This is a genomic window from Rouxiella aceris, from assembly GCF_012933545.1.
In the GTDB taxonomy this organism is placed as follows: domain Bacteria; phylum Pseudomonadota; class Gammaproteobacteria; order Enterobacterales; family Enterobacteriaceae; genus Rouxiella; species Rouxiella aceris.
The window spans coordinates 111,939-138,496 of the sequence record NZ_JAADJU010000001.1 but is presented as its reverse complement, the minus strand read 5'-3'; the positions used below and the strand labels follow the sequence as shown (position 1 = coordinate 138,496).

The 26,558-nt window shown below is 53.0% G+C and carries 18 protein-coding genes and 1 pseudogene; 11 read left to right on the top strand and 8 right to left on the bottom strand.

Annotated features, from left to right (window positions below):
• Window positions 1-74: 74 nt before the first annotated feature.
• A complete protein-coding gene (locus GW590_RS00570; RefSeq protein ID WP_211186602.1) occupies window positions 75-974 on the bottom strand; it encodes a LysR family transcriptional regulator in 900 nt (299 codons plus the stop codon).
• Window positions 975-1,108: 134 nt separating this feature from the next.
• Between GW590_RS00570 and GW590_RS00565 the strand changes: the two genes are divergently transcribed.
• From GW590_RS00565 to GW590_RS00550, 4 genes are all read left to right on the top strand, one after another.
• Entirely contained in the window at window positions 1,109-2,248 is a 1,140-nt protein-coding gene (locus GW590_RS00565; protein ID WP_169401091.1) for a M20 family metallopeptidase, read from the top strand.
• A gap of 364 nt (window positions 2,249-2,612) precedes the next feature.
• The gene (locus tag GW590_RS00560; RefSeq protein WP_169401090.1) at window positions 2,613-3,296 is read left to right on the top strand and encodes a nucleoside recognition domain-containing protein; all 684 of its coding nucleotides are present in this window, start codon (window positions 2,613-2,615) and stop codon (window positions 3,294-3,296) included.
• Window positions 3,289-3,756 carry a YjiG family protein gene (locus tag GW590_RS00555; protein ID WP_169401089.1) on the top strand — a complete coding sequence of 156 codons (468 nt, stop codon included), beginning with the start codon at window positions 3,289-3,291 and terminating at the stop codon, window positions 3,754-3,756. Before GW590_RS00560 ends, GW590_RS00555 begins: the two co-directional genes overlap by 8 nt.
• Window positions 3,757-3,793: 37 nt before the next feature.
• Entirely contained in the window at window positions 3,794-4,897 is a 1,104-nt protein-coding gene (locus GW590_RS00550; protein ID WP_169401088.1) for an amidohydrolase, read from the top strand.
• A 180-nt stretch (window positions 4,898-5,077) separates the two neighbouring features.
• Here GW590_RS00550 and GW590_RS00545 read toward each other — a convergent pair whose 3' ends face one another.
• Window positions 5,078-5,551: an Lrp/AsnC family transcriptional regulator gene (locus GW590_RS00545; RefSeq protein ID WP_169401087.1), complete on the bottom strand. Its 474-nt coding sequence runs from the start codon at window positions 5,549-5,551 to the stop codon at window positions 5,078-5,080.
• 127 nt (window positions 5,552-5,678) lie between these two features.
• Here GW590_RS00545 and GW590_RS00540 point away from each other — a divergent pair, with 127 nt between their 5' ends.
• From GW590_RS00540 to GW590_RS00530, 3 genes are all read left to right on the top strand, one after another.
• The gene (locus tag GW590_RS00540) at window positions 5,679-6,104 is read left to right on the top strand and encodes a DUF2000 domain-containing protein (protein WP_328803033.1); all 426 of its coding nucleotides are present in this window, start codon (window positions 5,679-5,681) and stop codon (window positions 6,102-6,104) included.
• 207 nt (window positions 6,105-6,311) lie between these two features.
• A complete protein-coding gene (locus tag GW590_RS00535; protein WP_169401085.1) occupies window positions 6,312-8,420 on the top strand; it encodes a TonB-dependent receptor in 2,109 nt (702 codons plus the stop codon).
• Between the two features lie 14 nt (window positions 8,421-8,434).
• Entirely contained in the window at window positions 8,435-9,457 is a 1,023-nt protein-coding gene (locus GW590_RS00530) for an ABC transporter substrate-binding protein (RefSeq protein WP_169401084.1), read from the top strand.
• Between the two features lie 77 nt (window positions 9,458-9,534).
• On the opposite strand, the gene GW590_RS00525 is transcribed toward GW590_RS00530, so the two are convergent.
• The 3 genes from GW590_RS00525 to GW590_RS00515 all read right to left on the bottom strand — a co-directional run bounded on the left by GW590_RS00525 (window position 9,535) and on the right by GW590_RS00515 (window position 11,993).
• Window positions 9,535-10,422, bottom strand: a complete 888-nt coding sequence (locus GW590_RS00525; RefSeq protein WP_169401083.1) for a hypothetical protein — start codon at window positions 10,420-10,422, stop codon at window positions 9,535-9,537.
• Between the two features lie 206 nt (window positions 10,423-10,628).
• Window positions 10,629-11,177 (bottom strand): M15 family metallopeptidase, encoded by a 549-nt coding sequence (locus GW590_RS00520; protein ID WP_169401082.1) that lies wholly within the window; start codon window positions 11,175-11,177, stop codon window positions 10,629-10,631.
• A 3-nt stretch (window positions 11,178-11,180) separates the two neighbouring features.
• The gene (locus GW590_RS00515) at window positions 11,181-11,993 is read right to left on the bottom strand and encodes a gamma-glutamyl-gamma-aminobutyrate hydrolase family protein (RefSeq protein ID WP_169401081.1); all 813 of its coding nucleotides are present in this window, start codon (window positions 11,991-11,993) and stop codon (window positions 11,181-11,183) included.
• A gap of 446 nt (window positions 11,994-12,439) precedes the next feature.
• On the opposite strand from GW590_RS00515, the gene GW590_RS00510 reads away from it, so the two are divergent.
• Genes GW590_RS00510 through GW590_RS00495 form a run of 4 tightly spaced genes read left to right on the top strand, consistent with a single transcriptional unit; the run spans window position 12,440 to window position 21,545 of the window.
• Complete coding sequence (locus tag GW590_RS00510) at window positions 12,440-13,747, top strand: MdtA/MuxA family multidrug efflux RND transporter periplasmic adaptor subunit (protein WP_169401080.1); 1,308 nt, start codon at window positions 12,440-12,442, stop codon at window positions 13,745-13,747.
• Window positions 13,744-16,968, top strand: coding sequence for an efflux RND transporter permease subunit (locus tag GW590_RS00505; RefSeq protein WP_169401079.1), 3,225 nt, complete (start codon window positions 13,744-13,746; stop codon window positions 16,966-16,968). The genes GW590_RS00510 and GW590_RS00505 overlap by 4 nt, the downstream gene beginning before the upstream one ends.
• The gene (locus tag GW590_RS00500; RefSeq protein ID WP_169401078.1) at window positions 16,965-20,090 is read left to right on the top strand and encodes a multidrug efflux RND transporter permease subunit; all 3,126 of its coding nucleotides are present in this window, start codon (window positions 16,965-16,967) and stop codon (window positions 20,088-20,090) included. The genes GW590_RS00505 and GW590_RS00500 overlap by 4 nt, the downstream gene beginning before the upstream one ends.
• A gap of 54 nt (window positions 20,091-20,144) precedes the next feature.
• The gene (locus GW590_RS00495) at window positions 20,145-21,545 is read left to right on the top strand and encodes an efflux transporter outer membrane subunit (RefSeq protein WP_169401077.1); all 1,401 of its coding nucleotides are present in this window, start codon (window positions 20,145-20,147) and stop codon (window positions 21,543-21,545) included.
• A gap of 28 nt (window positions 21,546-21,573) precedes the next feature.
• On the opposite strand, the pseudogene GW590_RS24580 reads toward GW590_RS00495, so the two are convergent.
• The 3 genes and pseudogenes from GW590_RS24580 to GW590_RS00485 form a co-directional block, all read right to left on the bottom strand.
• Window positions 21,574-21,693, bottom strand: a pseudogene (locus GW590_RS24580) (DUF1493 family protein); the annotation flags it as partial.
• Between the two features lie 301 nt (window positions 21,694-21,994).
• Window positions 21,995-23,407, bottom strand: a complete 1,413-nt coding sequence (locus GW590_RS00490) for an efflux transporter outer membrane subunit (protein WP_169401076.1) — start codon at window positions 23,405-23,407, stop codon at window positions 21,995-21,997.
• Window positions 23,400-26,549, bottom strand: a complete 3,150-nt coding sequence (locus GW590_RS00485) for an efflux RND transporter permease subunit (RefSeq protein WP_169401075.1) — start codon at window positions 26,547-26,549, stop codon at window positions 23,400-23,402. The genes GW590_RS00490 and GW590_RS00485 overlap by 8 nt, the downstream gene beginning before the upstream one ends.
• Between the last annotated feature and the right edge of the window lie 9 nt (window positions 26,550-26,558).

The following is a 26,558-nucleotide window of genomic DNA, read 5'->3' as shown; positions in this document are numbered from 1 at the left end:
CTCCTTTTGTTTTATGGGGGTACTAGCTATGTAAATAAACCTGCCACAGAGTTCCCATATTAAACCAAAAGTGATTATTGTTTTTGCTGGAAAAAATTAAGTAATAGTTGCCACAAATGATGGGCTGCCGGGGTGAAACGGCGGTCCGAGTTGCGTAACAGGTGACATTGCGCTTCGGTGGCAATCGGATGGTCGATGGGGACGGCCACCAGAATATGATGATCGATACGTTCTCCCGCTGCCTGCGCCGTCATAAATGATATCCCCATTCCGGAAATGCTCAGGCTCATGGCGGTAGAAAACAGGTTACAACGGTAGGCGGGGGTAAACAGATAACCCTGGCTTTGAAACATGGCATTCATATGGCGCTGCAGGCCAAAGGTCTCACTGAGCGAAATAAGCCGATGCTTGCTTAATTCCTCAATGGAGACTTTTGGCAAATGGGCAATAGGATGTTGCGGATTGACCACTGCGCAAATTGGTCCCCAGGGAAAACTGTGTCTTTTCAGTTCCGGATTGCCTATTGGCCCAAATGCCAGCGCCATATGCGCTTCACCCTGGACGATCGCCGCCAGCGTCTCTTGCATATTTCCTGCCACAATTTCCACAAAAACATTGGGATAAGATGCGGCAAAGGTTTTCAGTACATGCTCGGCAAAGGTATCAACCAGCCCGGCACCTACGCGGATGGTGATTGCACCACCTTTCATATAGCGCAGATCTTTTAAGTGGCGCTCCAGCTTTTCTCGGCGTAAACGGCTTTCAAAAAAATCATCCGCTAGCAATTTGCCTGCTTCGGTCAACACCACCGTACGTCCTTTACGCTCAAGTAAAGGCAACTGCAGGGTACGTTCCAGCAGGGCAATTTGTCGACTGATCACCGAGGCATTGATGCCCAGAATATCTGCAGCACGACGGATACCGCCCTGGATACCGACTTCATAGAGATAACTGATCTGTTTTTCGTGGAACATTTGGCTCATCGCGGCTGGCTCTTGACTGTTGCTCGTAGGTCAACAATACAGTGATTAAAACGACATTTATATTAAGTGATGGCTTATAGATAATCAAAAATGATGATGAAATCGCCATAAGCCCGGAAGCCTATATGCAAACTGCCTATCACTATCTACAACAACATGCCGCGTTAATCCTCAGAGATATAAAACGCCTGGTTCAGGCTCAGTCGCCTTCACTGAATAAAGCGGCAGTAGATCACTGCGGTGAAGTGCTGCAAGGCATTGTTGCTGAACGCCTGGGGGTCAGAGCGCAAATATGCGAGCAGCCAACGCTGGGTAACCATTTGCTGTTCTGCATCGGTGAGGGACCGCAGATCACGACCATTTTGGGCCACTTTGATACGGTGTGGGATATTGATGAGATCCCGATGCTGGAAAAAGACGGCAAGCTGTTTGGCCCTGGCGTGCTGGATATGAAAGGTGGCCTGGTCCAGGCCATCTGGGCCATTCGCGCACTGATGCAAACCGGTGGACTGGCGCAACATAGTATTCGCCTGATTTGTCCGTCGGATGAGGAGTTAGGCAGCCCGAGTTCGCGTCAATGGATCGAACAACAGTCTGCCTCCTCCTCGCGAGTCTTGGTGGCGGAACCTGCCGTTGCCCACAGTAATGAAGCCAAGATTGCCCGCAAGGGCAGTGGACGTTTTGAAGTCAGGATCAGCGGTCGCGCAGCCCATGCCGGCAACAATCCCGAGGAGGGGATAAGCGCGGTACAGGAGATGGCGCAGCAAATTCTTTACCTGCATGGTTTAAATGCTCCGCAGGTCGGCACCACGGTAAACGTTGGGTTCGCCAAAGGCGGCAATAAGATTAACGTCGTCGCCGACGAGGCAATTCTGGGGGTCGATCTACGCGTAACCAATCTCGCCGAGGCCACGCGGGTTGAGGCGGCGATTAACGCCTGTCAGCCTTACCTTGCCGGCGCGGCGATCAGTGTGACTGGCGGAATGTCCCGTCCGCCGATGGAGCAGACTGCCGCTAATCTGGCGCTCTTTCGTCAGGCACAGCAGGCGGCAAAACGCCTCGGTGTCGAGTTGCAGGGGAAAGCTGTTGGCGGTGGCAGTGACGGTAACTTTACCTCTGCGATGGGGATCGCCACTCTCGATGGTCTGGGGGCCACCGGATCGGGTATTCACGCCAAACATGAGCATATCGTTATCGCTGATATTACCTTACGAACTGCGTTGTTGGCTGAAATCATTCTCGGTGATCAGGGGCGGGAAATATGATTAGCCCCTAGCCAGAACAAATAAGTAAAATATTGCGCACCAGGTTGGTGCGAATTATTGCAGTGTGGTGCAATAAGATATTCAGTATTTTACCCGCAGGTGCAATTCAGCTTTTTTACCTTTATTTATCTAAGGGTGGTTTTTTCGTATTTATTGTTTTTTCTTTTTTGTTGTTATTTTCGTCAAAATAGCCACTTATTCTTTTTATTTCTATTTATTAAAACTGGCACGGTTCCTGCCTATATTATTTTAGTGCAAACCCTAACCCAGGGTGACATGACCAGTGATCTGTTTTTCTCACTGCTAATGGATCCCCGACTGACGATGATTGCTTTTTTAAAGTTATAGCAAAGAAGGAAAGACCATGAGCGACACGCGAATATCTGAAGAGACCCCTGCTGCGGATACCGATCAATGGAAAGTTGGCAAAGGCGCCTATGTGTCGCTGGTTGCTGTTATCTTGCTGTTCTCCGGTGCCTTTTTAAAAGTTGATGGCATGGCCTGGCTGGGCGCTTTTGACTTTACCACCCTTGGTGGCTCATTTGGCACCATGAAAGATCCGGCCAGTAATACCTTTCTGGGTGCCGGTGGCGTGAGTGCCAAAGCCGGTTTTATGTTTGCTTTATCGCTGGTGCCAACGGTGATGCTGGCGCTGGGCATGCTGGAAATATTTACCCACTATGGCGCTATCCGTGCCGCGCATAAATTATTAACCCCCTTGTTAAAACCGATATTAGGCATCCCTGGTCATACCGGTCTGGCATTAATCACCGATTTGCAAAGTACCGATGCCGGTGCCGCCTTGAGTAAAGAGCTGTTCGATAACAAACAGATCACCCAGAAGGATGTGGTAATTATGGGAGCATGGCAGTATTCCGGTGCCGGCTTGATTAATAACTATTTCTCCATCGGTTCGGCGATGTTTGCCTCGCTAACCATCCCGGTGATTATTCCGCTGCTGGTGATGTTTGTGATGAAATTTGTCGGCGCGGTGTTTGTCCGCTTTGTGTTGAATACTGTTTATAAAAGAGACTTTGAAAATGAGTAATATCGCCAAGGTTAGCCATAATCCCTTTGATATTTTCGTGATTGGTGCCCGTAAAGGTTTCAATATTGCCATCAACAATCTGATGCCCAATGTGGTCATGGCCTATGTGATTTCAGAGATGCTCAATCTGCTGGGGGTGATGAACCTGATTGGCCATCTCTTTGCACCGCTAATGGGGTTACTGGGGCTGCCGGGGCAGGCGGTGACAGTGTTGCTGACCGCCTGGTTGTCCTCTTCTGCGGGCACCGGGGTGGCGATCAGTTTGCTGACCAAAGGCACGCTGGATGCGGCGCAAATTACCATCCTGGCACCGGCGATTTTTCTGATGGGCGCACAATTGCAGTATATGGGGCGTTTGTTGGGCGTTGCCGATGTGCCGAAAAAATACTGGCCGCTGTTGATGCTGACCAGCATCCTCAACTCAATTATTTCGATGATTATTATGCGCGTGATTGCCTGATCCCAGGTCGTCGGCCATTTGACTGGAGACATTGCTCGTGTCGAAAACACTGGAACATTATCAACATTTGCACGCTATCCCCGAGTTGGGGTTGGTCGAGTTTAAAACCTCGGCCTATATTGCCCAGAGACTGGAAACCGCCGGCTTTAAAGTAACCCGTAACGTCAATGGCACCACCGGCATTATTGCCGAGTTAGACAGCGGTAAGCCGGGACCGGTGTTGGCACTGCGCGCTGATATGGATGCGCTCGGCCATATTATTGATGGTCAGTTGGTGGCCCGCCATACTTGTGGTCATGACGGGCACTCTTCGGTGGTGCTGGCGACCGCGCAAGAGGTGATGCAGGAAGGTATTGTTCGCCATGGGCGCCTGAAGATCCTGTTTCAACCGGCTGAAGAACTGGGCACTGGCGCACTGGCTATGGTGGCGGGCGGCGCGCTGGATGATGTCGATATGTTGCTGGGATTCCACCTGCGTCCGCTTGAAGAGTGTGCGAAGGGAAAAGCGGTGCCAGCCATGCTCTACTCAGCCTGCGCTACCGTTGAAGCGGTGATTAGCGGATCACCGGCACACGCCGCCCGTCCACATCTGGGGATTAATGCCCTGGATGCCGCCGTGGCAGCGGTTCAGGCGGTGAACAGTATTCATTTGGCACCCAATCTGACCTGGAGCGTCAAAGCCACGCGTTTGCTGTGTGATGCCGGGGTGACCAATTCGGTACCGGCCGAAGCTCGGGTCTGTTGGGATCTGCGCTCGCAATACAATGAGCCTATGGACGAGTTGAAAGCCAAAGTGCTTACTGCAATTAAACATAGCGTAGCGGCGATTGGCGCCAGCGCCGAAATCAGCGTGATGAAAGAGATGCCGGCGGCGATTGTCGATGAGCAGATGACGGCGTTGATTGCCGAGTCTATCGTTGAGGTACTGGGCGAGCAGGGACTGACCGAAGCCAAGTTTACGCCAGGCAGTGAAGATTTCTTCCATTACCCGCGTCAGCGCCCGCAAGTGAAAACGGGCTTCTGGGGACTGGGTTGCAATCTGACGCCAGGGCTTCATCACCCAGAGATGCGCTTTGATCTTGAGGCATTGGCGATTGGCGTGCGGGTGTTTAAGCAGTGTGTAACGAAGGTGTTGGGGTAAAGTCAGCGGGGTGAAATCACGTCCTTAACCTGTGTTATACGTTTGCTGACCAGGTTGTCTTTATGATTGCACACCCAAGGGCGCTCCGGCGGGTAAGCCCGGCAGGACCCCAACGGTGTGCTCTTCCTAAAAACAGCCTTTGTCCGTCGTCTGATCACGGTGATAAGGTTTTTTTAGCCGCTAAAGCGCCACCGGCAATGGCGTCAGGGGTTTCACTTCGCGCAGTACCAGCGTGGTTTGCATCTCTTTGATCCCCGGCAGTCGGCGAATGGTCGACATGGCAAAGGTGGAGAAGCTGTCGAGATCTTCGGCAACCACCTGAAGTAGAAAGTCGGCGTCTCCGGCGACGGCGAAGCAGGCTATTACCGGTTCCAGCGCGGCAACCTGCTGTTCAAAATGCTGCGCTTCTTCTTCACTGTGGCTGTCAATTTTTACGCGGATAAATGCCAGGATCCCCAGCCCCAGTTTTCTCCGGTCCAACACCGCCTGATAACCCGTAATCACGCCGCTTTCTTCCAGTTGTTTCACCCGTCGCCAGCATGGCGAGGTGGCCATGCCCACTTTGTCGGCCAATTGCTGGTTGGTGATGCGTCCAGCCTGCTGCAGTTGCCTGAGGATTTTGATATCGCTGGTTGAAAAAAGGCGAGAAGGCATAATTTTCCCTTTGTATTCTCTTATTAGGTAGGACTTACCTAATTTAAGCCATTATGGCGAATAAAAGAAAGCACTTTCCCGCTGAATATCGTTATGATTTTTGTACATAAACCTGTGACCAAGGAATATATTTATGACGGATACGATGCGCGTGGCAGTAATAGTTAACCCAGAACTTTCACGAGGTTTGTTGGCCAATACCAGCAGCGTGATAGCGATAGGACTGGCAGCCAGATTCCCGGTATTGGCAGGGGAGCAATTGGTGGATGCCGAGGGTAAAACGATTGATGTAAGCAGTAAATTACCAGTACCGATTTTGCAGGCCACCACGACGCAAATAAACGATATTTTACAGAAGGCATTAAAATCGACAGAGTCAGTCGCCATTGTGCCTTTCCCGGCTTTTGCGCGCGCAATGCATAGTTTTGACCATTATGCGCAGGCATTTTCGCAATGCAGTCTCAGTGGCGAAATGCTCGACGGCCTGGGGCTGGCCGGTCCGGAAAAATGGGTGAAATCCTTGACGGGATCGCTGAAGTTATTACGCGATTAAAACCAGATGGCGACGCCAATTATTTGGACAACAGAAAATAATTAATCACCTAAATTAATTATGTATTATTCGAAAGCATAAGTTTTTCGTTGTATACATCGTTATATATCGATGGTAGCATTATTTAACTCGTTAATTTTATTCCCTAAATTAAGAAACATAACTGCAACATTAATTTGCAGTAGGGGATCTATTGTCCAAATTATTATGAATAATAAAATTTTATTTACTTGCGTCGTGTCTTATTTGTGTATTTCCTCTTGTGTTCAGGCTGAAGACACCCTGGTGGTCAACGCTAATGCACCAGGTGCCAGCACGGCATCGGAACCTGCCGCTGTCGACAAGCAGGCAACCATGGGCAGTCTGGGCAAGCGTTCAATTGCCAATACACCCTATGCGGTAGAGGTTTTGCCGACGTCGCTGATTAAACGCCAGCAGTTGCAGAGCGTCACTGACCTGTATCGCTATCTGCCTTCGGTGCAGGGGGACGGTGCCCGACCGCAGTCGCGTGGTATGCAGGGCAGCGTGGTGCAGAATTCGATGATCGATGGGCTGAATGTGGTTTCTACCACGGATTATGCCGCCGAACAGTTTTCGCAAATTGAGGTGCTTAATGGACTGGCGGGGGCGCTTTATGGACCGGCCAATCCCGCCGGGATCTTTAATTTTGTCTCCAAACGTCCCACAGATACGCCCAGGCACAGCGTGACCCTTGGCACTGGAACCGGCACTGGCACACTATTTTCCACCGAACTCAGCGGTCCGTTGGACAGTGGCGATCGGGTGAAGTATCGCCTGAACCTGTTAAATGATGAAGGGCGAGGTTATACCAGCGGCAGTACGCGCCGTCGGCAACTAGCCAGCCTGGGTCTGGATTTTCAGCTGACTGATAAGCTGACCATGCAGACCAACTTCAGCTATTACCATTTTTATCAAAAAGGGCTGCCGGCCAAGTTTGCGTTGGCAAAAGGCACCGTCTTTCCAACAGCGATGGATGCCAGCGACGGTCGTTATGGGCAATATTATGCCGGTGATGACAACCGCACCACTACCGCCAGCGTTCATCTTAAATATGATTTCGACGGTAACTGGCTGGGAGAAATTGGCGTGCTGCGGCAGATCGCCGATCGAGAATCGACAAGCGTGACCAATACACTGACCAATAATTCCGGCGCTTATACGTCGACGGTATCCAGCGCTACCGCCAGCCGTTTTACCATCAACAGTTATCTGGCCAATCTGACCGGACGCGTCGATACGGGCTGGCTAAGCCACGATCTGTCGCTGGGGATGCGCGGATTTGTCTGGAAAAACTATAATCCGTTGGGCGGTGGGACCACGACCCTGGGTTCATCGAATCTTGCCAATCCTCAGGCGTTTGCCGAACCCAATTATCCTGATTTTACCGATCGCTACCATTCCGCCAGTAGCACGCAGCAGTCGTTCCTGGTCGGGGATACTCTGACCTTTAACCCGCAATGGAGTCTGTTATTGGCCGGAAGTGAAAACTTTCTGACTTCCAGCAATTATGCCAAGACCGGCAGCCGCACCAGCGACTCTCACGATAGCGGAACCAGCGGTTCGGCCAGCCTGATGTACAAGCCGATAGACAACCTGACGCTGTACACCACCTATGCCGACAGCTTGCAGCAGGGGGATGTCGCACCCAGCGGCAGCAACAATGCCGGGGCAATTTTGTCACCGTATCGCAGCAAACAGATAGAAGTAGGCAGCAAGTTGGCGGTCGGCAAAACGCTGCTGACGGCAGCACTGTTTCAGATTGAGCGACCTTATGCTTATACGCTGAGCAACGGTGACTATGCCGTTGACGGCACCCAGCGTAACCATGGCCTTGAGCTGATGGCCGATGGCGATCTGCGTTCCGATTTGCATATTTTTGGGGGTGTCACCTGGCTTGATCCGCGCCTGCGTGATACCGGCAGTGCCGCGACGCAAGATAAGCAGGTGGTAGGACTGCCGCGCGTGACCAGTAATTTGCTGATGGTCTATGACTTGCCTTTTGTACGTAACACCGACGTCAGTGGTGCCGTCCATTATGTCGGCCGTCGCGCCACCGATAATGCCAATAGCAGCTGGGTCGGCAGTTACGCGACCTTTGATCTGGGCAGCAGCTATCACACGCAGTTATTTGGTACCGCCACTACCTTCCGTTTCGATGTAACCAACCTGACCGACCGTCACTACTGGACCAATATCGTGCCCGGGGCATTAACGGGGTATACCGGTAGCGGCTATGCCAGTGCCCAGTTAGGCAGCCCACGCATGGCGCAACTTTCTATGCAGATTGATTTTTAATGATGGATAAGTGGATGAAAAAGGCAGTCTGGACCGGCGGATTGGCGCTGTGGCTAAGCCTGATACTACCGGCACAGGCAGTGCGGCAGGTAGTGGACAGTGCGGGAACTCAGGTAACCGTACCTGACCAGGTGGTGCGTATCGCCGATGCCTGGTATGCCCATCACTCATTGTTGATGACCCTGGGGGCAGGAGACAAGATTATCGCCACCGTTAATCATCAGCAGGATCGGCCGTGGATGTTTCTGGTACAGCCTTCGCTGCAAAAGGCTCTGGCCGTGCCGGGAACCACCTTTAATAGCGAAATGTTGGTGGGCGCTCACACCGATGTGCTGTTTACTGCCCGGGGCAACGGCGACGTTGCGGCTTATCGTCAGGCGCAGATCCCCACTGTGGAAATGCAGTTTACCGATTTTCCCTCAATGCAACAGGCGTTACTGACCACCGCCGAGGTACTGGGTACCGCGCTGGCCCGGCAGCAGGCGGCGCTATATAACCAGTATCTCGATAGCCATATTGCCGCCATTGCGGCGAAAACCCGTAACCTGACCGACGTGCAAAGGCCGCGTGTACTGCATATTGTTGCCACGCATCCCTTAAAAGTCGATGGCCGCGATACCTTGATCGATACCTGGATCCGGTTGGCTGGCGGCATCAATGCTGCCGCCGAGGTGAAGGGCAATATGAAAGAGGTGTCGCCGGAACAACTTCTGGTCTGGCAACCTGACGTCATTATCCTCGGTGAGGGCGCAGGTAGCCTGAATACTGCGGAGTACGCCAAGGTTTTGCCCGTCTTGAAGGCCGTCCAGCGGCATCAGGTTTGGCAAAATCCGGCGGGGGTTTTTCCCTGGGACCGATATGGCACCGAGGCGGCGTTACAAATTCAGTGGGCAGCACAAAAACTGCATCCTGACCTTTTTGCCGAGGTGGATATGGTGGCGGTAACGCAAGATTTTTACCGACGTTTCTTTAACTATGCTTTGACCGCTGAACAGGCAAAGCGCATTTTGGCAGCATTACCACCGGCAAGCCGCTGATGCTGCCTGGGTAGTCGGGGTGGCAAGCTGAGATAGTTCGTTCCGGACGCTGGTGTGCCCAGTGTCCGGCGCGGCCTCTATTGCAGATGGTTTCTGATCAGCGAAATTCGTTCATTTATTTGCCACAGGGTTAAGACAATTTCCCGACGTCGGTCATTACGATATTGACTTTCCGGTAAGCGATTTAGCTCAGATCTGATATTATTTAATTCTCCTCTGCGCGACTCAAGTTCTCTAATTGAATTGGTCAGATTTTCATAGCTGGCGCTCTGCTCACCTGGATGGTTGAGTTGATTTATACTGCGTTGAGTCGCGGCAAAAAGGGAATTAAGTCGATTATATATGGCCTGTATTCGGACATCCATTTGCCGATGTTCGCTGTAATTATTGCGATCGCTGCCGCCCCTTAATCCCATTTTTTGCCATTGACCCTGTGGGTTCTTATAAACCAGGAATGCCGGTTGCAGATTGCCTTGCGGATCGTTGGGATTACGCCGGTAAGCGGTATAAAGATTATCGCGACTTGTGGCGCTTGAAATAAAATAGGGGCCAGCTTCACCGCGGACGAAAATTTGTACTCTGTTCTCTCCCCGATAGGCGCAACGATGTAGGGCATTATTGGGGCATTGGGTCTGTGTTGGATTTTTTTTCTTTTTTGGCTTTGCGGCCGGGGGATCGCTAAAAATCATTCTCAATAGCAATCCCACTGGATTGATCTTGCGTAGTCCCGGTACAAACTCCAGCGGACCGGCAACTATGAGCCTGCTGGCCGGTGAAAGACGATCAAAAACACTCCTTTTTACTCGCCTGGGCGCTGAGATCGGCTTATCGATATAGGTAATTTGACGACCAGGATCTGCAATCTGATTCGTGGCGTTTTTGGCTGGTGGGAAGGTTGTTTGCTGAATTAGCGTGGGGGATAACGACTTATTAGTAGATAGATTAACACTGATGGGAATACTCATTATTTTTCCTTGTGAAATAAAATATCCTTTTTTTAGTGTCTATTGACCGAAAATGGTTCGCAATTTAAAAATGCGATGGCGATGATATTGTGGTGAGCAAAATAACGGGGAGGGAATATTGGGATGACTGTTTATATTAATACTACCGTTTAAACTTTATCGTAATATTTACTGACAACCTCAGATATTAATATCCCGGGTTGCGTTCAGGATTTAGGCGCGTGCCAGCACCAATGCCAGGGTTCATATATAAATCCCCAGGGGTTATTTTCAGCGAAAGACATCACAAAACCAAAGCCAGCGGCATGTTGGCGCAGCCAGCGAAAAGCCGGGGTGTCACCAAAAACGCCGCTGACTTCATCACATTCCGGGGTATTAATATCCACCGCACAACCCGTGTGATGCTCGCTACAGCCTGGCGGGGCGAGATAAGTGAAGAATATTTCCGGCGCGATGCCCTGTTGCTGCTGTTCGGCAATCAGCGCCATTTGGTAAGCTACGCTGCGCCAGGCAGAAACCAGATACAGTTCAATACCATCAACGCGGGCCTGGTGCTGCATCTGCCACCAGGCAGCAGCGGCAGCAGGCAGCAGACGAAAGGCTTTGCCTTCGCCGTTGGTTTCGGCGGTGACCAGCATCTTTTCATCTGCTTCGCTAAAAAATGGCAATGTGCGGTGAGCAATCACTTCGCTGTCAATGCCCAGTTCCGCTAGCCAGCGGCTAATTTGCTGGCGGTTATCTGCCGCAGATATCATCGCTTAGTTGCCGTGCGACTGATTCATGGCCTGAGCCATTGCTTTCCCCGAAGAGCGTCGTGCTGCTCTATAGTGGCTGGCGGCCGCAATAAAGGCGCTCAACAGCTGGCGGTCCTGCTCATGCTGCAAATATTCAGGGTGCCATTGCACGCCCATACAAAAGAAGTAATCGTCACACTCAATACCTTCAATCACCCCGTCGGCGGCGAGGGCATTGATACGACAGCCTGGTCCCAGGGTTTTTACTGCCTGATGGTGTGAACTGTTCACCTGATAATTGCGAGTGCTAACTAACTTGCCAAGCTGGGTATTTTCGAGGATCTCTACCTGATGGCGGGCACGTATTTTACCGCCGGCGTTTTCTGTATCCAGGGTAGTACTGTGCTCAAGGGCCGCGGGTAAGGCATCGGGGATATGCTGGATCAGCGTGCCGCCGGTTAACACCGCCAGCAATTGTTCGCCGCCGCAAATGCCCAATAACGGCATATCACGGATCATCGCCCCTTTAACGATTGCCGTTTCAAACTGGGTACGTGCCGGTTTCAAACGAATCTGATCGCTGCTTTGTTGTTCATTAAACAGTTCGGGTGGCACATCGAATGCGCCGCCGGTGACGATAATGCCGTCACACAAGGCCAGAAACTCGTCGGCCAATTCGCCAATATGCGGTAATGCCAAGGGCACAGCACCAAGCTCTGCCAGGCTGGACATATAGTTTTGACGCAGTGCATACCAGGGGGAATCGGCATAACCGCCGCTTTCTTCGCTGTCTAATGTCACGCCGATAACTGGTCTTGAATGAGAGGTAATGCTCATAATGACTCGCTTTTCGCCTTGTGAATGGGCAATAACGCCGCGTTATTATCGATATACCTGACCGGGCCGCCGCGACAACGGTGATAGCTCACCCTCAAGGCAACGGCCTTGGCTATATATAAATTCAATTTCTTCAGATATCAATGGTGAAGGTCAGGTTAATATTAATTATTATTTAATTTAATGACTGGCCAGAGGAGATCGCGGTTTAAACTGATTAACAGCAGCATTTTTGCCTGATTTTACCCCTGTAACCCGCAAAGTTTATCCTCTATGATTGACAGGTAAATTATTGGGTCTGCTGAATTATCACGTTATGATTGCTTACGAAACCTTTGCGTTGTCCTCAAAACAGTCTACCTGTAAATTCTGGATAATAGCATTCTCTGGTTGAAGGACTTTTTCAGCTGTTTTCTTCCTATCAAAAGTGCGAACTTAAGAAATTTATGCTGCCAACTGCCTCATTTCGTTCCAAGAACCGCACCAGATTGTGGTTTATTCTCGCTGTTATCCTCTTGGCGTTCCTGGCCTGGTTTTTTATCTTTCACTCTGGTAGTTCCACCACTACTGGCGCTGATAAACAACCTCATCGCAGCGGTATGCGCGGCATGCGTGGTATGCCGGGTGCCGGTGGCGCAACGCCGGTGCAGGCGGGGGTTGCCGCCCAGGCCGATGTGCCGGTTTATTTACGAGCGCTGGGTACGGTAATACCCAATGCCTCGGTGACGGTCACCAGCCGTGTCGATGGTCAATTGATGAAAGTCTATTTCACCGAAGGGCAGAAGGTAGAAGCGGGACAACTGCTGGCGCAAATCGATCCGCGCAGCTATCAGGCGACGCTGGAACAATATCAGGGCGCATTGGCGCAAAACCTGGCATTGCAGAAAAGCGCAGAGCTGACGCTGGCGCGCTATCGCAAACTCTATGCGCAGGACTCGCTGTCACAGCAGGATTTGGAAAGCCAGATCGCCACCGCCGGGCAGTATAGCGGGGCGGTGAAGGCCGATCAGGCACAAATTGATGCCGCCAAACTCAATCTGCAATTTGCCCGCATCACTGCGCCGGTGAGTGGTCACGTCGGCTTGCGTCTGGTTGACCCGGGCAATATGGTTAGCAGCAGCTCGACCACCGGCATTGTTACCATTACCCAGACACAGCCGATCGCCGTCACCTTTAGCGTACCGCAAAGTTATCTGCAAACTATTCTCAAAGCGTTACGCAGCGGCCAGACATTGCCCACCACCGCCTTCGATCAGGACGGTAACCAGACCCTGGCGCAGGGCAAATTGCAATTTATCAGCAATGAGATTGATACCACCACCGGCAGCGTCAAGTTGAAGGCTATTTTCGATAATAATGATGAAGCCCTTTACCCTAACCAGTTTGTGAATGCCCGTTTGCAGATTGGCCTGTTGGAGAAGGCGACGGTGATCCCTGAGGCCGCGCTGCAGCTCAGCTCTGACGGTGATTTTGTCTATGTGGTCAAGGCCGATAACAGCGTGATGCGCCAACCGGTAAAATCCGGTCCCCGTTACGCTGATGACCAGATTGCCGTGCTGTCGGGCTTGGCGCCAGGCGACCAGGTGGTCACCACCGGTATCGATCGCCTGACCAATGGTGCCAAGGTACAGGTGGTAACCGCTGCCAGTGCCGAAGCTGCCGCCGCAGGGAGCAAGGGCGACGCCGGCAGAAAAAAAACCGATAAAACCAGCGTAGATAACGCCACCACCGGCAAAGACAGCGGGACAAAATGAATCCATCACGCCTGTTTATCCTGCGGCCGGTTGCCACTATCTTGCTGATGGTCGGGGTGCTGTTGTCGGGTATTTTTGCCTACAATATGCTGTCCACCTCGGCATTGCCGCAGGTGGATTACCCGACCATTCAGGTTACCACGCTGTATCCCGGTGCCAGCCCCGATGTTATTGCCTCTGGCGTGACTGCGCCGCTGGAGCGTCAGCTCGGACAAATGGCTGGCCTTAGCCAGATGTACTCCACCAGTTCAACCGGTTCGTCGATCATTACTCTGAAGTTTTCTCTGGAGCTGTCGCTGGATGTCGCCGAGCAGGAAGTGCAGGCGGCGATCAACGCGGCAAACAGCCTGCTACCCAGTGGTTTGCCTAATCCCCCGACCTATAAAAAGGTGAATCCGGCCGACAGCGCGGTTCTGACCCTGGCAGTAACCTCTGATTCGCTGCCGCTGACCAAAGTACAGGATCTGGTTAATACCCGCGTTGCGCTCAAACTGTCGCAGATTTCCGGCGTCGGTCTGGTATCGCTGGCCGGTGGGCATCAGCCTGCGGTACGTGTACAGGTCAATCCCCGGGCGCTGGCGGCGTATAACCTGACGCTGGAAAGTATCAATACGCTGATCGGCAATAGCAACGTCAACGGCTCCAAGGGCGGATTTGATGGTAAACACCATTCGATCACCATTGATGCCAACGATCAGCTACGTACTGCCGCCGAGTACGGCAATCTGATCGTGACCTACAGCAACGGCGCGGCGCTGCGCTTAAAAGATATCGCCACCCTGAGCGAAGCGCCGGAGAACGAATATCTGTCCGCCTGGGCGAATAATAAACCGGCGATTATCATTAACGTCCAGCGTCAGCCGGGCGCCAACGTTATCGCCGTGGTGGATGGCATCAAGGCGCAATTGCCCAAATTGCAGGCATCACTGCCGGAGTCGATCAACGTCAGTATTCTCTCTGACCGTACGCAAACCATTCGCGCCTCTATCAGCGATGTGCAGTTTGAATTGTTGCTGTCGATCGCCCTGGTGGTGATGGTCACCTTCCTGTTTTTGCGCAATGTTGCCGCCACCCTGATCCCCAGCGTTGCCGTACCGCTGTCGCTGGTGGGCACTTTTGGCGTGATGTATCTGTGCGGTTTTAGCCTCAATAATCTGTCATTGATGGCGCTGACTATTGCTACCGGCTTTGTTATTGATGACGCCATTGTGGTGGTGGAAAATATTTCCCGGCGGCTGGAGGACGGCGAGACGCCAATGCAGGCAGCGCTGAAAGGATCGCAGCAGATTGGTTTTACCATTATCTCGCTGACCTTCTCGCTGATTGCGGTATTGATCCCGCTGCTGTTTATGGGCGATGTGGTCGGCCGTCTGTTCCGCGAATTTGCGATTACGCTGGCGGTGTCGATTATTGTCTCGATGGTGGTCTCGCTGACTCTGACACCGATGCTTTGCGCCTATCTGCTGCGTCATATTCCCGAAGAGAAGCAGAGCCGTTTTTACCGCAAGGGTGGCCAGGTGTTCGACAAGCTGATCGCTGGTTACGAACGCATGCTCAACGTAGTGCTCGATCATCAGCGCTTAACGCTGCTGGTGGCTGCTGCGACGCTGGTCTTTACCGCTTTGCTTTATCTGATTGTACCGAAAGGTTTTTTCCCGTCGCAGGATACCGGCATGATCCAGGGGATCACCCTGGCCTCGCAGGATGTCTCCTTTGGTGAGATGGGGCGTCGACAGCAGGCGCTGGCGGCAGTGATTATGCAGGATAAAGACGTGCTCAGCGTGGCGTCGACCATTGGCGTGGATGGCAATAACACCAGTCTTAACAGCGGTCGTCTGCAAATTAGCCTGAAACCTATTGGCGAGCGTGACGATCGCGCGCCCGCGGTGATTGCCCGACTGAAGCAGGAAACCGCATCGATACCTGGTATCGAACTCTATCTGCAGGCTTCACAGGATCTCACCGTCGACGATCAGGTTACGCCAAGCCAGTACCAGTTTACGCTCGACGATACCGACAGCGAAAGTCTGGTCAGTTGGACGCCAAAATTGCTGGATAAACTCAGACAGCAGCCGGAATTTAGCGATGTTGTCAGCAATTTGCAGCAGCAGGGGCAGGTGGCATACGTTGAGCTAAACCGTGATGCTGCGGCGCGCTATGGCATTACCGCCTCGGATGTTGATACCGCGCTGTATAACGCTTTCGGTCAGCGTCTGGTGTCGACCATCTTTACTCAGTCCAACCAGTATCGCGTAGTACTGGAAGTGGCACCGCAGTATCAGCAATCGCCGGCATCCTTTGATGATATTTATCTGGCAGCCAGCAGCAGTTCAAGTTCGAGCAGCAGTACAACGTCCGGCAGTAGCAGTTCGAGTTCTACTACCACCACCACTACGGACAGTAACAGTGCCTCGACTACCTCGACGTCAAGCAGCAGTGCAACCACCAGTTCGACCAGTGGGATGATTAAGCTGACCTCGATTGCCAAAATTCATATGCGCACCGGTGCGTTGTTACAGGCGCGACTGAATCAACTGGCAGCGGTGACCGTCTCCTTTAACCTCAACAAGGGTTATTCCATCGAACAGGCGCAGGCGGCAATCACCAAAACCAGTCAGGACATTGGCTTGCCGGACAGCGTTGAGCTGCGTTATCAAGGGGCGGCAGCCTCTTTTGAAAGCGCCACCGGCAATACGCTGTGGCTGATCCTTGCCGCGCTGCTAACCATGTATGTGGTGTTGGGGATCCTTTATGAAAGCTTTATTCACCCGGTGACCATCCTTTCTACTCTGCCGTCAGCGGCGGTGGGGGCGCTGTTGTCGCTGTTGTTCAGCGGCACCGAGTTCAGCCTGATCGCACTGATCGGGGTGATCTTGCTGATCGGCATCGTTAAAAAGAACGCCATTATGATGATCGACTTTGCCCTTGAAGCGGAGCAGAAGCATCATATGTCGCCACGGGATGCTATCCATCAGGCCTGCCTGCTGCGTTTCCGACCGATCCTGATGACCACGATGGCGGCACTGCTGGGGGCGTTGCCTTTGATGCTGGCCAGCGGCAGCGGCGCGGAGTTGCGTCAGCCGCTGGGACTGGTGATCGTCGGTGGGCTGATCTTTAGTCAGGTATTGACCCTGTTCTCAACGCCGGTGATTTATCTGATGTTTGATCGACTGGCGACGCGCTGGCGTCCTGCTCGCCGTAAAGTGCGGGAAGCAGAATGAATATTTCCCGTTTCTTTATTTTCAGGCCGGTGGCCACGCTGTTATTAACCTCGGCGATTGTTCTGCTGGGGTTACTCGGCTATAGCCTGTTGCCAGTGGCACCGTTGCCGCAGGTGGATTACCCGGTGGTGATGGTGTCTGCCAGCCTGCCGGGGGCCAGCCCGGAAACCATGGCTGCCACCGTCGCTACCCCGCTGGAACGGGCGATGGGGCAGATTGCCGGGGTTAACGAAATGACCTCGTCAAGCTCACAAGGCTCGACGCGCATCGTGTTGCAGTTTGATTTAAACCGCGATATTAACGGCGCGGCGCGCGATGTGCAGGCGGCGATCAACGCCTCGCGCTCGCTGTTACCCAGCAGCATGCCGTCGCTGCCGACCTATCGCAAAGCCAACCCGGCGGATGCACCCATCGTTATGCTGGCGCTGACCTCGTCAACGCGCAGTAACGGTGAGTTGTACGATATTGCCTCCAGTCAGTTGCAGCAGCGTATTGCGCAGATTAACGGGGTCGGCCAGGTAGCCCTGACCGGGAGTGCCTTGCCGGGGGTGCGCATCGATTTGCGTCCGCAGGCCATCAGCTCGTACGGCATTTCCCTTGATACGGTGCGCACGGCGATTGCCGCCAGCACCACCAATCTGCCTAAAGGCATACTGCAAGGTGCCAGCCAGTCGTGGATGATTGAAGGCAACGGTCAGCAAAGCACCGCCGCCCAGTACCGCAAGCTGATTGTCAGTTACAAAAACGGCATGGCGATCCGCCTGAGCGATATCGCCAATGTCTATGACTCGGTGGAAGATAAATACAACGTCGGTTATTTCAATGGTACCCCGTCAGTGATGATTGCCGTCACCCGTCAGGCCGGTGCCAATATGCTCGACACCATCCGCGATATTAAGGCGGCCCTGCCGGAAATGGAAAAGGAACTGCCGGGGGATGTCAAACTCAACCTGGCACTGGACCGTTCACCCACCGTTTCCGCTTCGCTGCGTGATACGGAAACCACCCTGCTGGAAGCCACCCTGCTGGTGATTGCGGTAGTCTTTGTCTTTCTGCGTAATCTGCGGGCGGTGGTGATCCCGGCGCTGGCGCTGCCGGTGTCGCTGATTGGTACCTGTTCAATCATGTATCTGCTGGGCTACAGTCTCGACAATCTGTCGCTGATGGCACTGATTATTGCCACCGGCTTTGTGGTCGATGATGCCATCGTGGTGCTGGAAAATATTACCCGTCATATCGAGGAAGGATTGAGTCCATTGCGGGCGGCGATCCGCGGCGCGCGCGAAGTCAGTTTTACCGTGCTTTCCATGACCCTGTCGCTGATTGCGGTATTTATCCCGATCCTGCTAATGGGCAGTATTGTCGGCCGCTTATTCCGCGAATTTGCCGTCACCTTGACCATCTCGCTGATCATTTCCATGCTGGTGTCGCTGACGCTGACACCGATGCTCTGTGCGCGGTTTCTGCGTCGCAAGCCGCCGAAAGAACAGCGCCAGCCGCGGATTTATCAATGGATCGAACGCGGGTTAAATCGTCTGTTGCAGGCCTATGCCAATGGCCTGACCTGGGTGATGCGCCATCAGTTAATCACCCTGTTCGGCTTATTGCTGACCGTAGTGTTGAACTGCTATTTGTATACCGTGGTGGAGAAGGGCTTTTTCCCCGATCAGGATACCGGCATGCTGATGGGAATGCTGCGTGCTGACCAGACCACCTCCTTCCAGTCGATTCAGCCGCAAATGATCGATTACGCCAAGATTATTCAACGCGATCCCGATGTAGCGGCGGTAATGAGCTCAGCGGGCAGCGGTGGTTTTGGCTCGCGTAATACCGCGATGTTCTTTGTACGTCTGAAAGATTATGACCAACGTAAAGCCACGGCTAATCAGATTGCCAATCGACTGATGATGGAGACCGCCAAACTGCCAGGATCGCAGCTATTTCTGATGGCGGCACAGGATTTGCGTATTGGCGGACGCAGCGCCAACTCGCAGTATCAGATGACCTTGCAGGCGGATGACCTGACACTGTTGCGCGACTGGGGACCAAAAGTGAAGCAGGCATTGAGCCAGTTACCTCAGTTGACCGGCGTCGATTCTGACTCGCAGACCGGCGGACAGGAAGTGATGTTGAATATTGACCGCAATCGCGCCAGCCAGCTGGGCGTCAGTGTCAAAACCATTGATACCCTGCTTAATAACTCCTTTAGTCAGCGCCAGGTGGCGACCATCTACAAGACGCTGAATCAATACCATGTGGTGATGAATCTGACGGCTGACTACACCAGTAACCCCGAGGTGCTTAATCAGCTGTATGTGATCACTGCGGCTGGCAAACAGATCCCGCTGTCGACTTTCGCTTCATTTAGCAGCGCCAATGCACCGCTCTCGGTGGCGCATCAGGGGCAGTCGGCGACCACCACCATTGCTTTTAACCTCTCCGACGGCGTCTCGCTGGAAGAAGGACAAGCGGCGGTGAAAACCGCCATGGCAAAAATTGCTCTGCCGGACACCATCCAGACCGGCTATGCCGGTACCGCCCAGGCTTTCCAGGCGCTGGCGCAGCAGATGCCCTGGCTGATCCTGGCGGCGCTGGCGGCGGTATATATTGTGTTGGGGATGCTGTATGAAAGCTATATTCATCCGCTGACCATTCTCTCCACGCTGCCTTCGGCGGGGTTGGGGGCGTTGTTGCTGATGCTGCTGACCCACACCCAACTGACGGTGATCGCGCTGATCGGTATTTTGCTGTTGATCGGCATTGTGAAAAAGAACGCCATAATGATGATCGACTTTGCCCTCGACGCTGAGCGTAGACTGGGACTGACGCCACAGCAGGCGATTTATCAGGCCTGTCTGATGCGCTTTCGACCTATTATGATGACCACCCTGGCGGCGTTCTTTGGTGCCTTGCCTTTGGCATTGGGCAGCGGGGGGGATGCGGATCTGCGCAGTCCATTGGGACTGGCGATCGCCGGTGGATTGGCCATGAGCCAGATCCTGACACTGTTTACCACGCCGGTGATCTATCTGTATATGGACCGAACAAGCCGTGCCAGCAAACGTCTGTGGCAGCGTCTTTATCCCCATGCGACACCAGCGGGAGCGCACCCTGATGAATAATCTTTATCTGGCAGTTTTTTTTCTTCAATTACCCAATACAAGTGAAAGCTGGTCATGACCCTTCCTAACGCGAATTCTCGGCTGTTTCGTCTGGCTCCGCTGGCGCTGGCATTGTGGCTCGGCGGTTGCGCCGTTGGCCCTGACTATCATCGTCCGGCGGTCGCCATGCCAGCCGAGTTTAAAGAAGCCAAAGGCTGGACGGCTGCGGCTCCGAAAGAGAGCCAGAATAAAGGCGACTGGTGGGCGGTGTATCAGGATCCGCAACTGTCGGCTTTGCTTAGCCAGGTGCAGATTTCCAATCAGAACGTGGCGCAGTATGCCGCGCAGTATCGTCAGGCGCAGGCATTGGTTACGCAGGCACGTGCAGAACTCTTCCCGCAGGTTACCGCCACGGTGGACAGTACCCGTAGCGGGTCGGCCAGCACGGTCAGCAACAAGCAATCAACCAGTCTCGGCGCCAGCTGGGAACTGGATATCTGGGGCAAACTACGCCGTACGGTGGAAGAGCAGAAAGCCAACGCCCAGTCCAGTGCCGCCGATCTGGCCAACGCCACCCTGAGCGCCCAGTCTGAACTGGCGCAGGATTATTTCCAACTGCGGGTGATGGATCAACAAATTGCCCTCTATCAGCGCAGTATCGACGCTTATCAACGTTATTTAGCGGTGATTGAGCACCAGTATCAGGGCGGCGATACTTCACGAGCCACTCTGGCCCAGGCGCAGACTCAACTGGAAAGCGCCAAGGCATCGGCGCTGGATCTGCAATGGCAGCGCGCGCAGCTGGAACATGCCATTGCCATCCTGATAGGCAAGGCACCAGCACAATTTTCTCTGGCGGCCCAGCCGGTTAAACTGACGCTGCCTGCGGTGCCGGCAGCTTTGCCATCGCAGCTGTTGCAGCGTCGTCCGGATATCGCCGCCGCAGAACGTACCATGGCCTCGGCCAACGCCGCTGTAGGTGTTGCTACTGCTGCCTATTACCCTGATTTAACCCTTAGCGCCAGCGGCGGCTACGCCGGTTCGGCCTTCCACAATCTGTTCTCATTGCCTAATCGCGTCTGGTCATTGGGGCCGGAGTTAAGTCAGACAGTGCTGGATTTTGGCGCTACCAAAGGCAAGGTCGCCGAAGCCGAAGCCGCCTATGATGCCGACGTTGCTGCCTATCGCCAAAGCGTACTGACGGCCATGGGCGAAGTGGAAGATTATTTGGTTGAGCTGCATACGCTGGACGCTGAAATGGCGGCAAGAAAGAACGCGGCGGATGCTGCCAAAGAGTCGGCGCGGGTGACTTACAATCAGTATCAGGCCGGGATGATTAATTATCTTGATGTTGCCTCCACCGAGAACACCAGCCTGAGTCAGCAACAGAGTGTATTATCGCTATTAAGTACGCAAATGGTTACCAGCGTGAAACTAATCGCGGCGCTGGGTGGTGGTTGGCAAGGTATAAAATAAAAGAGTGAGTAGGGCGGGGTAATACTCGTCATTGCAAGCTGGCATTTATTATTTTGCCAGATACCCGCGGAGACAATGGTAACGATCGCTGGCGTTCATCGTAAAGCCAGCGATCTGCTTTCGCCGATTCAGCTAGCATATGTAGGGTGGTTCGACCTTATAAACTCTCATCGATTTGGGAAATAAAAAGTTAGGGATAACGCCGGTTTCGACGTGCCAATATTTATCCACATCGAATTCGGCAGGATCAATATTAAATGTTTTAAAGTAATCGTTGAAAGTCTGGTATCTAAGTGATGCCTGCGTAGTTGGATAATATATTTACTTGATTAAGCGAAAAGTATAACTCCCAGTCATGTTTTGCTTGGCCGCATTATTTAAATAGCCAATAAAAAACGCCAGCTTGCGCTGGCGTTATAGTTAACAACTTATTGGCTTTGCAACGAGAATTACTTTTTCCAGCCGCCGCCCAGCGCTTTGAACAGCGTGATATCCGAGTTCAACTGCGCCAGTTTGGTGGAGATCAGCGTTTTCTGCGTGCCATACAGGGAGCGTTGCGCCACCAGTACGTTCAGATAACTGTCGATACCGCCTTTAAAGCGCATCTGCGACAGATCGAAGTTGCGTTGGTTAGCTGCGGTTTCCAGTTGAATGGATTTCAACTGATCGCCATAAGTAGCTTGACCGGCCAGACCGTCAGAAACCTCTTTAAAGGCTGTCTGGATCGCTTTTTCATAGTTGGCGATCTCGATCTTTTTGGTGTCTTTGGCAATATCCAGGTTGGCCTGATTAACGCCGCCGTCGAAGATCGGAATATTTAGCGACGGGGCAAAGCTCCAGAAACCGGAACCGCCACTAAACAGATTGCTCAGACTGCCGCTCTCTGTCCCGGCGGAACCGGTCAGGGTAATACGCGGGAAGAAAGCGGCGCGGGCGGCACCGATATTGGCATTGGCCGCTTTTAACGTATGCTCGGCGGCAATAATATCCGGGCGACGGGTCAACAGGTCGGAAGGCAGACCCGCAGGCGTTGCCGGGAAGCTCCAGTTATTATCGAGGCTGGCATTAGCCAACAGTTTTTCCGGGATCTGCGCACCAACCAGCAGCGTCAGGGCATTAACGTCCTGACGAACCTGGCGGGTATATTGCGCGATATCGGCCTGAGCACTGCGCACCGTGGTTTCAGCCTGTACCAGATCCTGAGTATTGCTCACGCCCTGATCGTAGCTGCGTTTGGTTAACTCATAAGAGTGGTTCTGGCTGTTGGCTGTATCGATCGCCAGTTTCAGCAAATCGTTATCGGCGGCGAGACTCAGGTAACCTTCGGCGACCTCAGAGACCAGCGTAATTTGCGTGGCGCGCTGGGTTGCGGCGGTGGCCAGATAGGTCTCCAGACCTTTATCACGCAGGCTGCGCACACGACCAAACAGATCCAGCTCATAGGAACTGACACCAACACCGGCACTATATTGTTGGTAGGTTGCCGGACCCGTGGCTTTGGTCGAGTAGAGATTGCCCGGCAGATGCTGAGCCGTTTCACCCGCTGTACCGTCAAGGGTTGGCAACAGTGCCGCGCGATCGATCTGGAAGGTGGCGCGGGCGGTATCGACATTTAACGCCGCAACGCGCAGGTCGCGGTTGTTATCCAGTGCCAGGGCAATGACCTGTTTCATCTCTGGCTGGTTAAAGAACTGACTCCAGCCGATGTCCTGTGCCTTACCGGCGTCCACGCCCTTGCTGGTGGTCCAGTCACTGGCCACCGGCAATGCCGGGCGATCGTATTTTGGCTCCATGGTACAGCCGGCCAAAATGGTCAGTGTCAGCGCCGACAAGAACGGCAGCGCAAAACGTGGTTTATTCATGGTTGGAAACCTCAGTATCTGAATGCGGCTTATCTTGTTTTTGTGACTTACGGGTAAATAGGTTAACCACGACCACGTAGAACATTGGAACAAAGAAAATAGCCAGGAATGTTGCCGTTATCATCCCACCCACTACTGCCGTACCAATCGAGTGCTGACTACCGGAACCTGCACCATGAGAAATGGTCAGCGGTATCACACCGAGGATAAACGCCATCGAGGTCATAATAATTGGCCTGATACGCAGCTTGGCTGCTTCGATGGCTGCCGTAGTGATCGACATTCCCTCTTTTTCGTGTAGTTCTTTGGCAAATTCAACGATCAGGATGGCGTTCTTGGCTGCCAGCCCCACCGTTGTCAACAGGCCTACCTGGAAGAAGACGTCGTTGGACAATCCACGCAGTAATACTGCACCTATGGTGCCGAGAATACCCAGTGGAACCACTAGCATGACAGAGAATGGAATTGACCAACTCTCATATAGTGCTGCCAGACACAGGAACACCACGATAATTGACAGGGTATAAAGCGCCGGAGTCTGCGAGCCTGATTGCTGCTCTTCATAAGAGAGTCCGTGCCAGGCAATGTTAAAGCCAGGTGGCAGCTGCTTGGCAATATCCAGAACTGCCAGGGTAGCATCACCGGTACTGCGACCAGGGGCAGGGGAACCGAGAACCTCGACGGAAGAAACACCGTTAAAGCGCTCGAAGCGTGGCGAACCAAACACCCATTTGCCGGTACCAAAGGCTGACCATGGCACCATTTGCCCACTGCTGTTGCGGAAATACCATTTGCCTAAATCTTCCGGCGTCACGCGCGCAGCGGCACGGCCCTGAATGTAGACTTTTTTCACGCGATCATTGTACATAAACTGGTTGATGTATGAGGAACCCCACACCGCAGACAAGGTGTTGTTGATATCACTCAGGCTCAGACCCAGGGCCTGGGCACGTTCATCATCAATTTCCAGTTGGTACTGAGGCTCATCTTCCATACCATTTGGACGCACCGCCATCAGGCGTTTGTCCTGCGATGCCAGCATCAGGAACTTGTTACGCGCTGCCATCAGCGCGGCATGACCTTGCGCATTGGTATCTTGCAGATAGAAGTCAAAACCGGTGGCATTACCCAATTCCAGTACCGCTGGCGGCACAAAGGCAAAGACTCGGGCACCACTGATCTGCGCAAAATGCCCCATGGCGCGACCGGCAATAGCCTGGACACCATTGGCGGCACCGGGACGATCTTCCCAGGATTTTAACGATATAAAACCTATACCGACGTTTTGTCCGCGACCGGCAAAGCTAAAGCCGTTGGCGGTAAACACCGAGTTGACGTTCGCGCTTTCGTTTTTCAGGAAATAGGCACGAACCTCATCCAGCACCTGCTGTGTGCGTTCCGCCGAGGCGTTGGCTGGCAGCGTCGCCTGGACAAATAAAATCCCCTGGTCTTCATCCGGCAGGAAGGTGGTAGGGACGCGGGTAAACATAAAGCCCATCACCACGACAATCACCAGATAAATACACATAAACAGACGACGACGGGAAATTACCCCGGCGACGCTTTGCGTATATTTGGCGGCACCTTTATCAAAGTTGCGGTTAAACCAGCCGGCAAATCCGGTGGTTTTTTTGTCATCATCACTGCTTTTGATAATAGTGGCACACAGCGCCGGGGTAAAAACCAGCGCCATAATAACCGACAGCGCCATGGCGGAGACGATGGTTATCGAAAACTGACGATAGATAATCCCGGTGGAACCGCCAAAGAAGGCCATTGGCACCAATACTGCCGACAACACCAGGGCAATACCGAACAATGCGCCCTGGATCTGTTTCATTGACTTGATGGTGGCGTCTTTTGGCGACAGCTTCTCTTCGTGCATCACACGTTCGACGTTTTCCACCACCACGATGGCGTCATCCACCAACAGGCCGATGGCCAACACCATGCCGAACATGGTCAGGGTATTGATGGAATAACCAAAGGCATTCAGCAGCCCAAAGGTACCCAGCAATACCACCGGCACAACCAAGGTCGTAACCAGGGTGGCGCGCAAGTTTTGCAGGAACAGCAACATCACAAAGAACACCAGTACGATAGCTTCAATCAGCGTTTTTAATACTTCATGAATCGAGGCGCTGACCACCGGTGAGGTTTGATACGGATAAACCACCTGCACACCGGCAGGTAAAGAGGACTGCAATCCGGCAATGGTTTGTTTTACTGCGTTGGCGGTATCGAGTACGTTAGCGCCGGTAGCCAGGCGCAGGGCGATACCCGTCGACGGGCTGCCGTTATAGGTGGTGGAAATCGAGTAGCTTTCCGGACCTAAATCGATATTGGCCACGTCTTTCAGGCGCACCTGCGAGCCGTCGGCGTTGACTTTCAGCAGTACGTTCTGAAATTGCTTGATGCTGTCAAAACGCGTTTTACCAATAATAGTGGCGCTGAGTTTGGAATCTTTTACCGTTGGCAGGCCGCCGAGTGACCCGGAAGAAACCTGAACGTTTTGCGCCTCAATGGCGGTGGAGACATCACTGGGGATCAGCGAGTATTTATACAGTTTGGCGGGATCCAGCCAGATGCGCATGGCGTACTCAGAGCCAAATACCTGGAAGTCACCCACGCCTTTGGTACGCACAATGGAGTCTTCCAGCTTGGTAACCAGCAGGTTACCCAAGTCGGAGTTGCTCATCTTGCCGTCGGTAGAGGCCAGGCCAACGACCAGCATAAAGTTTTGCTGATACTTGGCAACGCGGATCCCCTGGTTGACGACTTCGGTAGGCAACTGAGACTCGGACAGTGACACTTTGTTCTGTACCTGGACCTGGGCGATATCCGGGTCGGTCCCCTGAATAAAGGTCACGATAATGGTGGCACTACCGTCGCTGTTACTTTGCGATTCGATATAGCGCAAGCCATCGAGGCCATTAAGCTGTTGCTCGATAACCTGCACCACGGTGTTTTGCGCCGTTTCCGCCGAAGCACCGGGGTAGGTGACGGTCACTGAAATCGCCGGTGGGGCAATATTGGGATATTGATTGACCGGCAATTTCATAATAGATAGCGCACCGGCTATCATTATGACAATCGCCAGCACCCAGGCAAAAATCGGGCGGTTGATAAAGAAAGTCGACATCTGTATTCC

Bases quoted from the DNA above. Each gene is read 5' to 3' on its own strand.
- GW590_RS00570 (WP_211186602.1), bottom strand. From the start codon at position 974: ATGTTCCACGAAAAACAGATCAGTTATCTCTATGAAGTCGGTATCCAG.
- GW590_RS00565 (WP_169401091.1), top strand. From the start codon at position 1,109: ATGCAAACTGCCTATCACTATCTACAACAACATGCCGCGTTAATCCTC.
- GW590_RS00560 (WP_169401090.1), top strand. From the start codon at position 2,613: ATGAGCGACACGCGAATATCTGAAGAGACCCCTGCTGCGGATACCGAT.
- GW590_RS00555 (WP_169401089.1), top strand. From the start codon at position 3,289: ATGAGTAATATCGCCAAGGTTAGCCATAATCCCTTTGATATTTTCGTG.
- GW590_RS00545 (WP_169401087.1), bottom strand. From the start codon at position 5,551: ATGCCTTCTCGCCTTTTTTCAACCAGCGATATCAAAATCCTCAGGCAA.
- GW590_RS00535 (WP_169401085.1), top strand. From the start codon at position 6,312: ATGAATAATAAAATTTTATTTACTTGCGTCGTGTCTTATTTGTGTATT.
- GW590_RS00530 (WP_169401084.1), top strand. From the start codon at position 8,435: ATGAAAAAGGCAGTCTGGACCGGCGGATTGGCGCTGTGGCTAAGCCTG.
- GW590_RS00525 (WP_169401083.1), bottom strand. From the start codon at position 10,422: ATGAGTATTCCCATCAGTGTTAATCTATCTACTAATAAGTCGTTATCC.
- GW590_RS00520 (WP_169401082.1), bottom strand. From the start codon at position 11,177: ATGATATCTGCGGCAGATAACCGCCAGCAAATTAGCCGCTGGCTAGCG.
- GW590_RS00515 (WP_169401081.1), bottom strand. From the start codon at position 11,993: ATGAGCATTACCTCTCATTCAAGACCAGTTATCGGCGTGACATTAGAC.
- GW590_RS00510 (WP_169401080.1), top strand. From the start codon at position 12,440: ATGCTGCCAACTGCCTCATTTCGTTCCAAGAACCGCACCAGATTGTGG.
- GW590_RS00505 (WP_169401079.1), top strand. From the start codon at position 13,744: ATGAATCCATCACGCCTGTTTATCCTGCGGCCGGTTGCCACTATCTTG.
- GW590_RS00500 (WP_169401078.1), top strand. From the start codon at position 16,965: ATGAATATTTCCCGTTTCTTTATTTTCAGGCCGGTGGCCACGCTGTTA.
- GW590_RS00495 (WP_169401077.1), top strand. From the start codon at position 20,145: ATGACCCTTCCTAACGCGAATTCTCGGCTGTTTCGTCTGGCTCCGCTG.
- GW590_RS00490 (WP_169401076.1), bottom strand. From the start codon at position 23,407: ATGAATAAACCACGTTTTGCGCTGCCGTTCTTGTCGGCGCTGACACTG.
- GW590_RS00485 (WP_169401075.1), bottom strand. From the start codon at position 26,549: ATGTCGACTTTCTTTATCAACCGCCCGATTTTTGCCTGGGTGCTGGCG.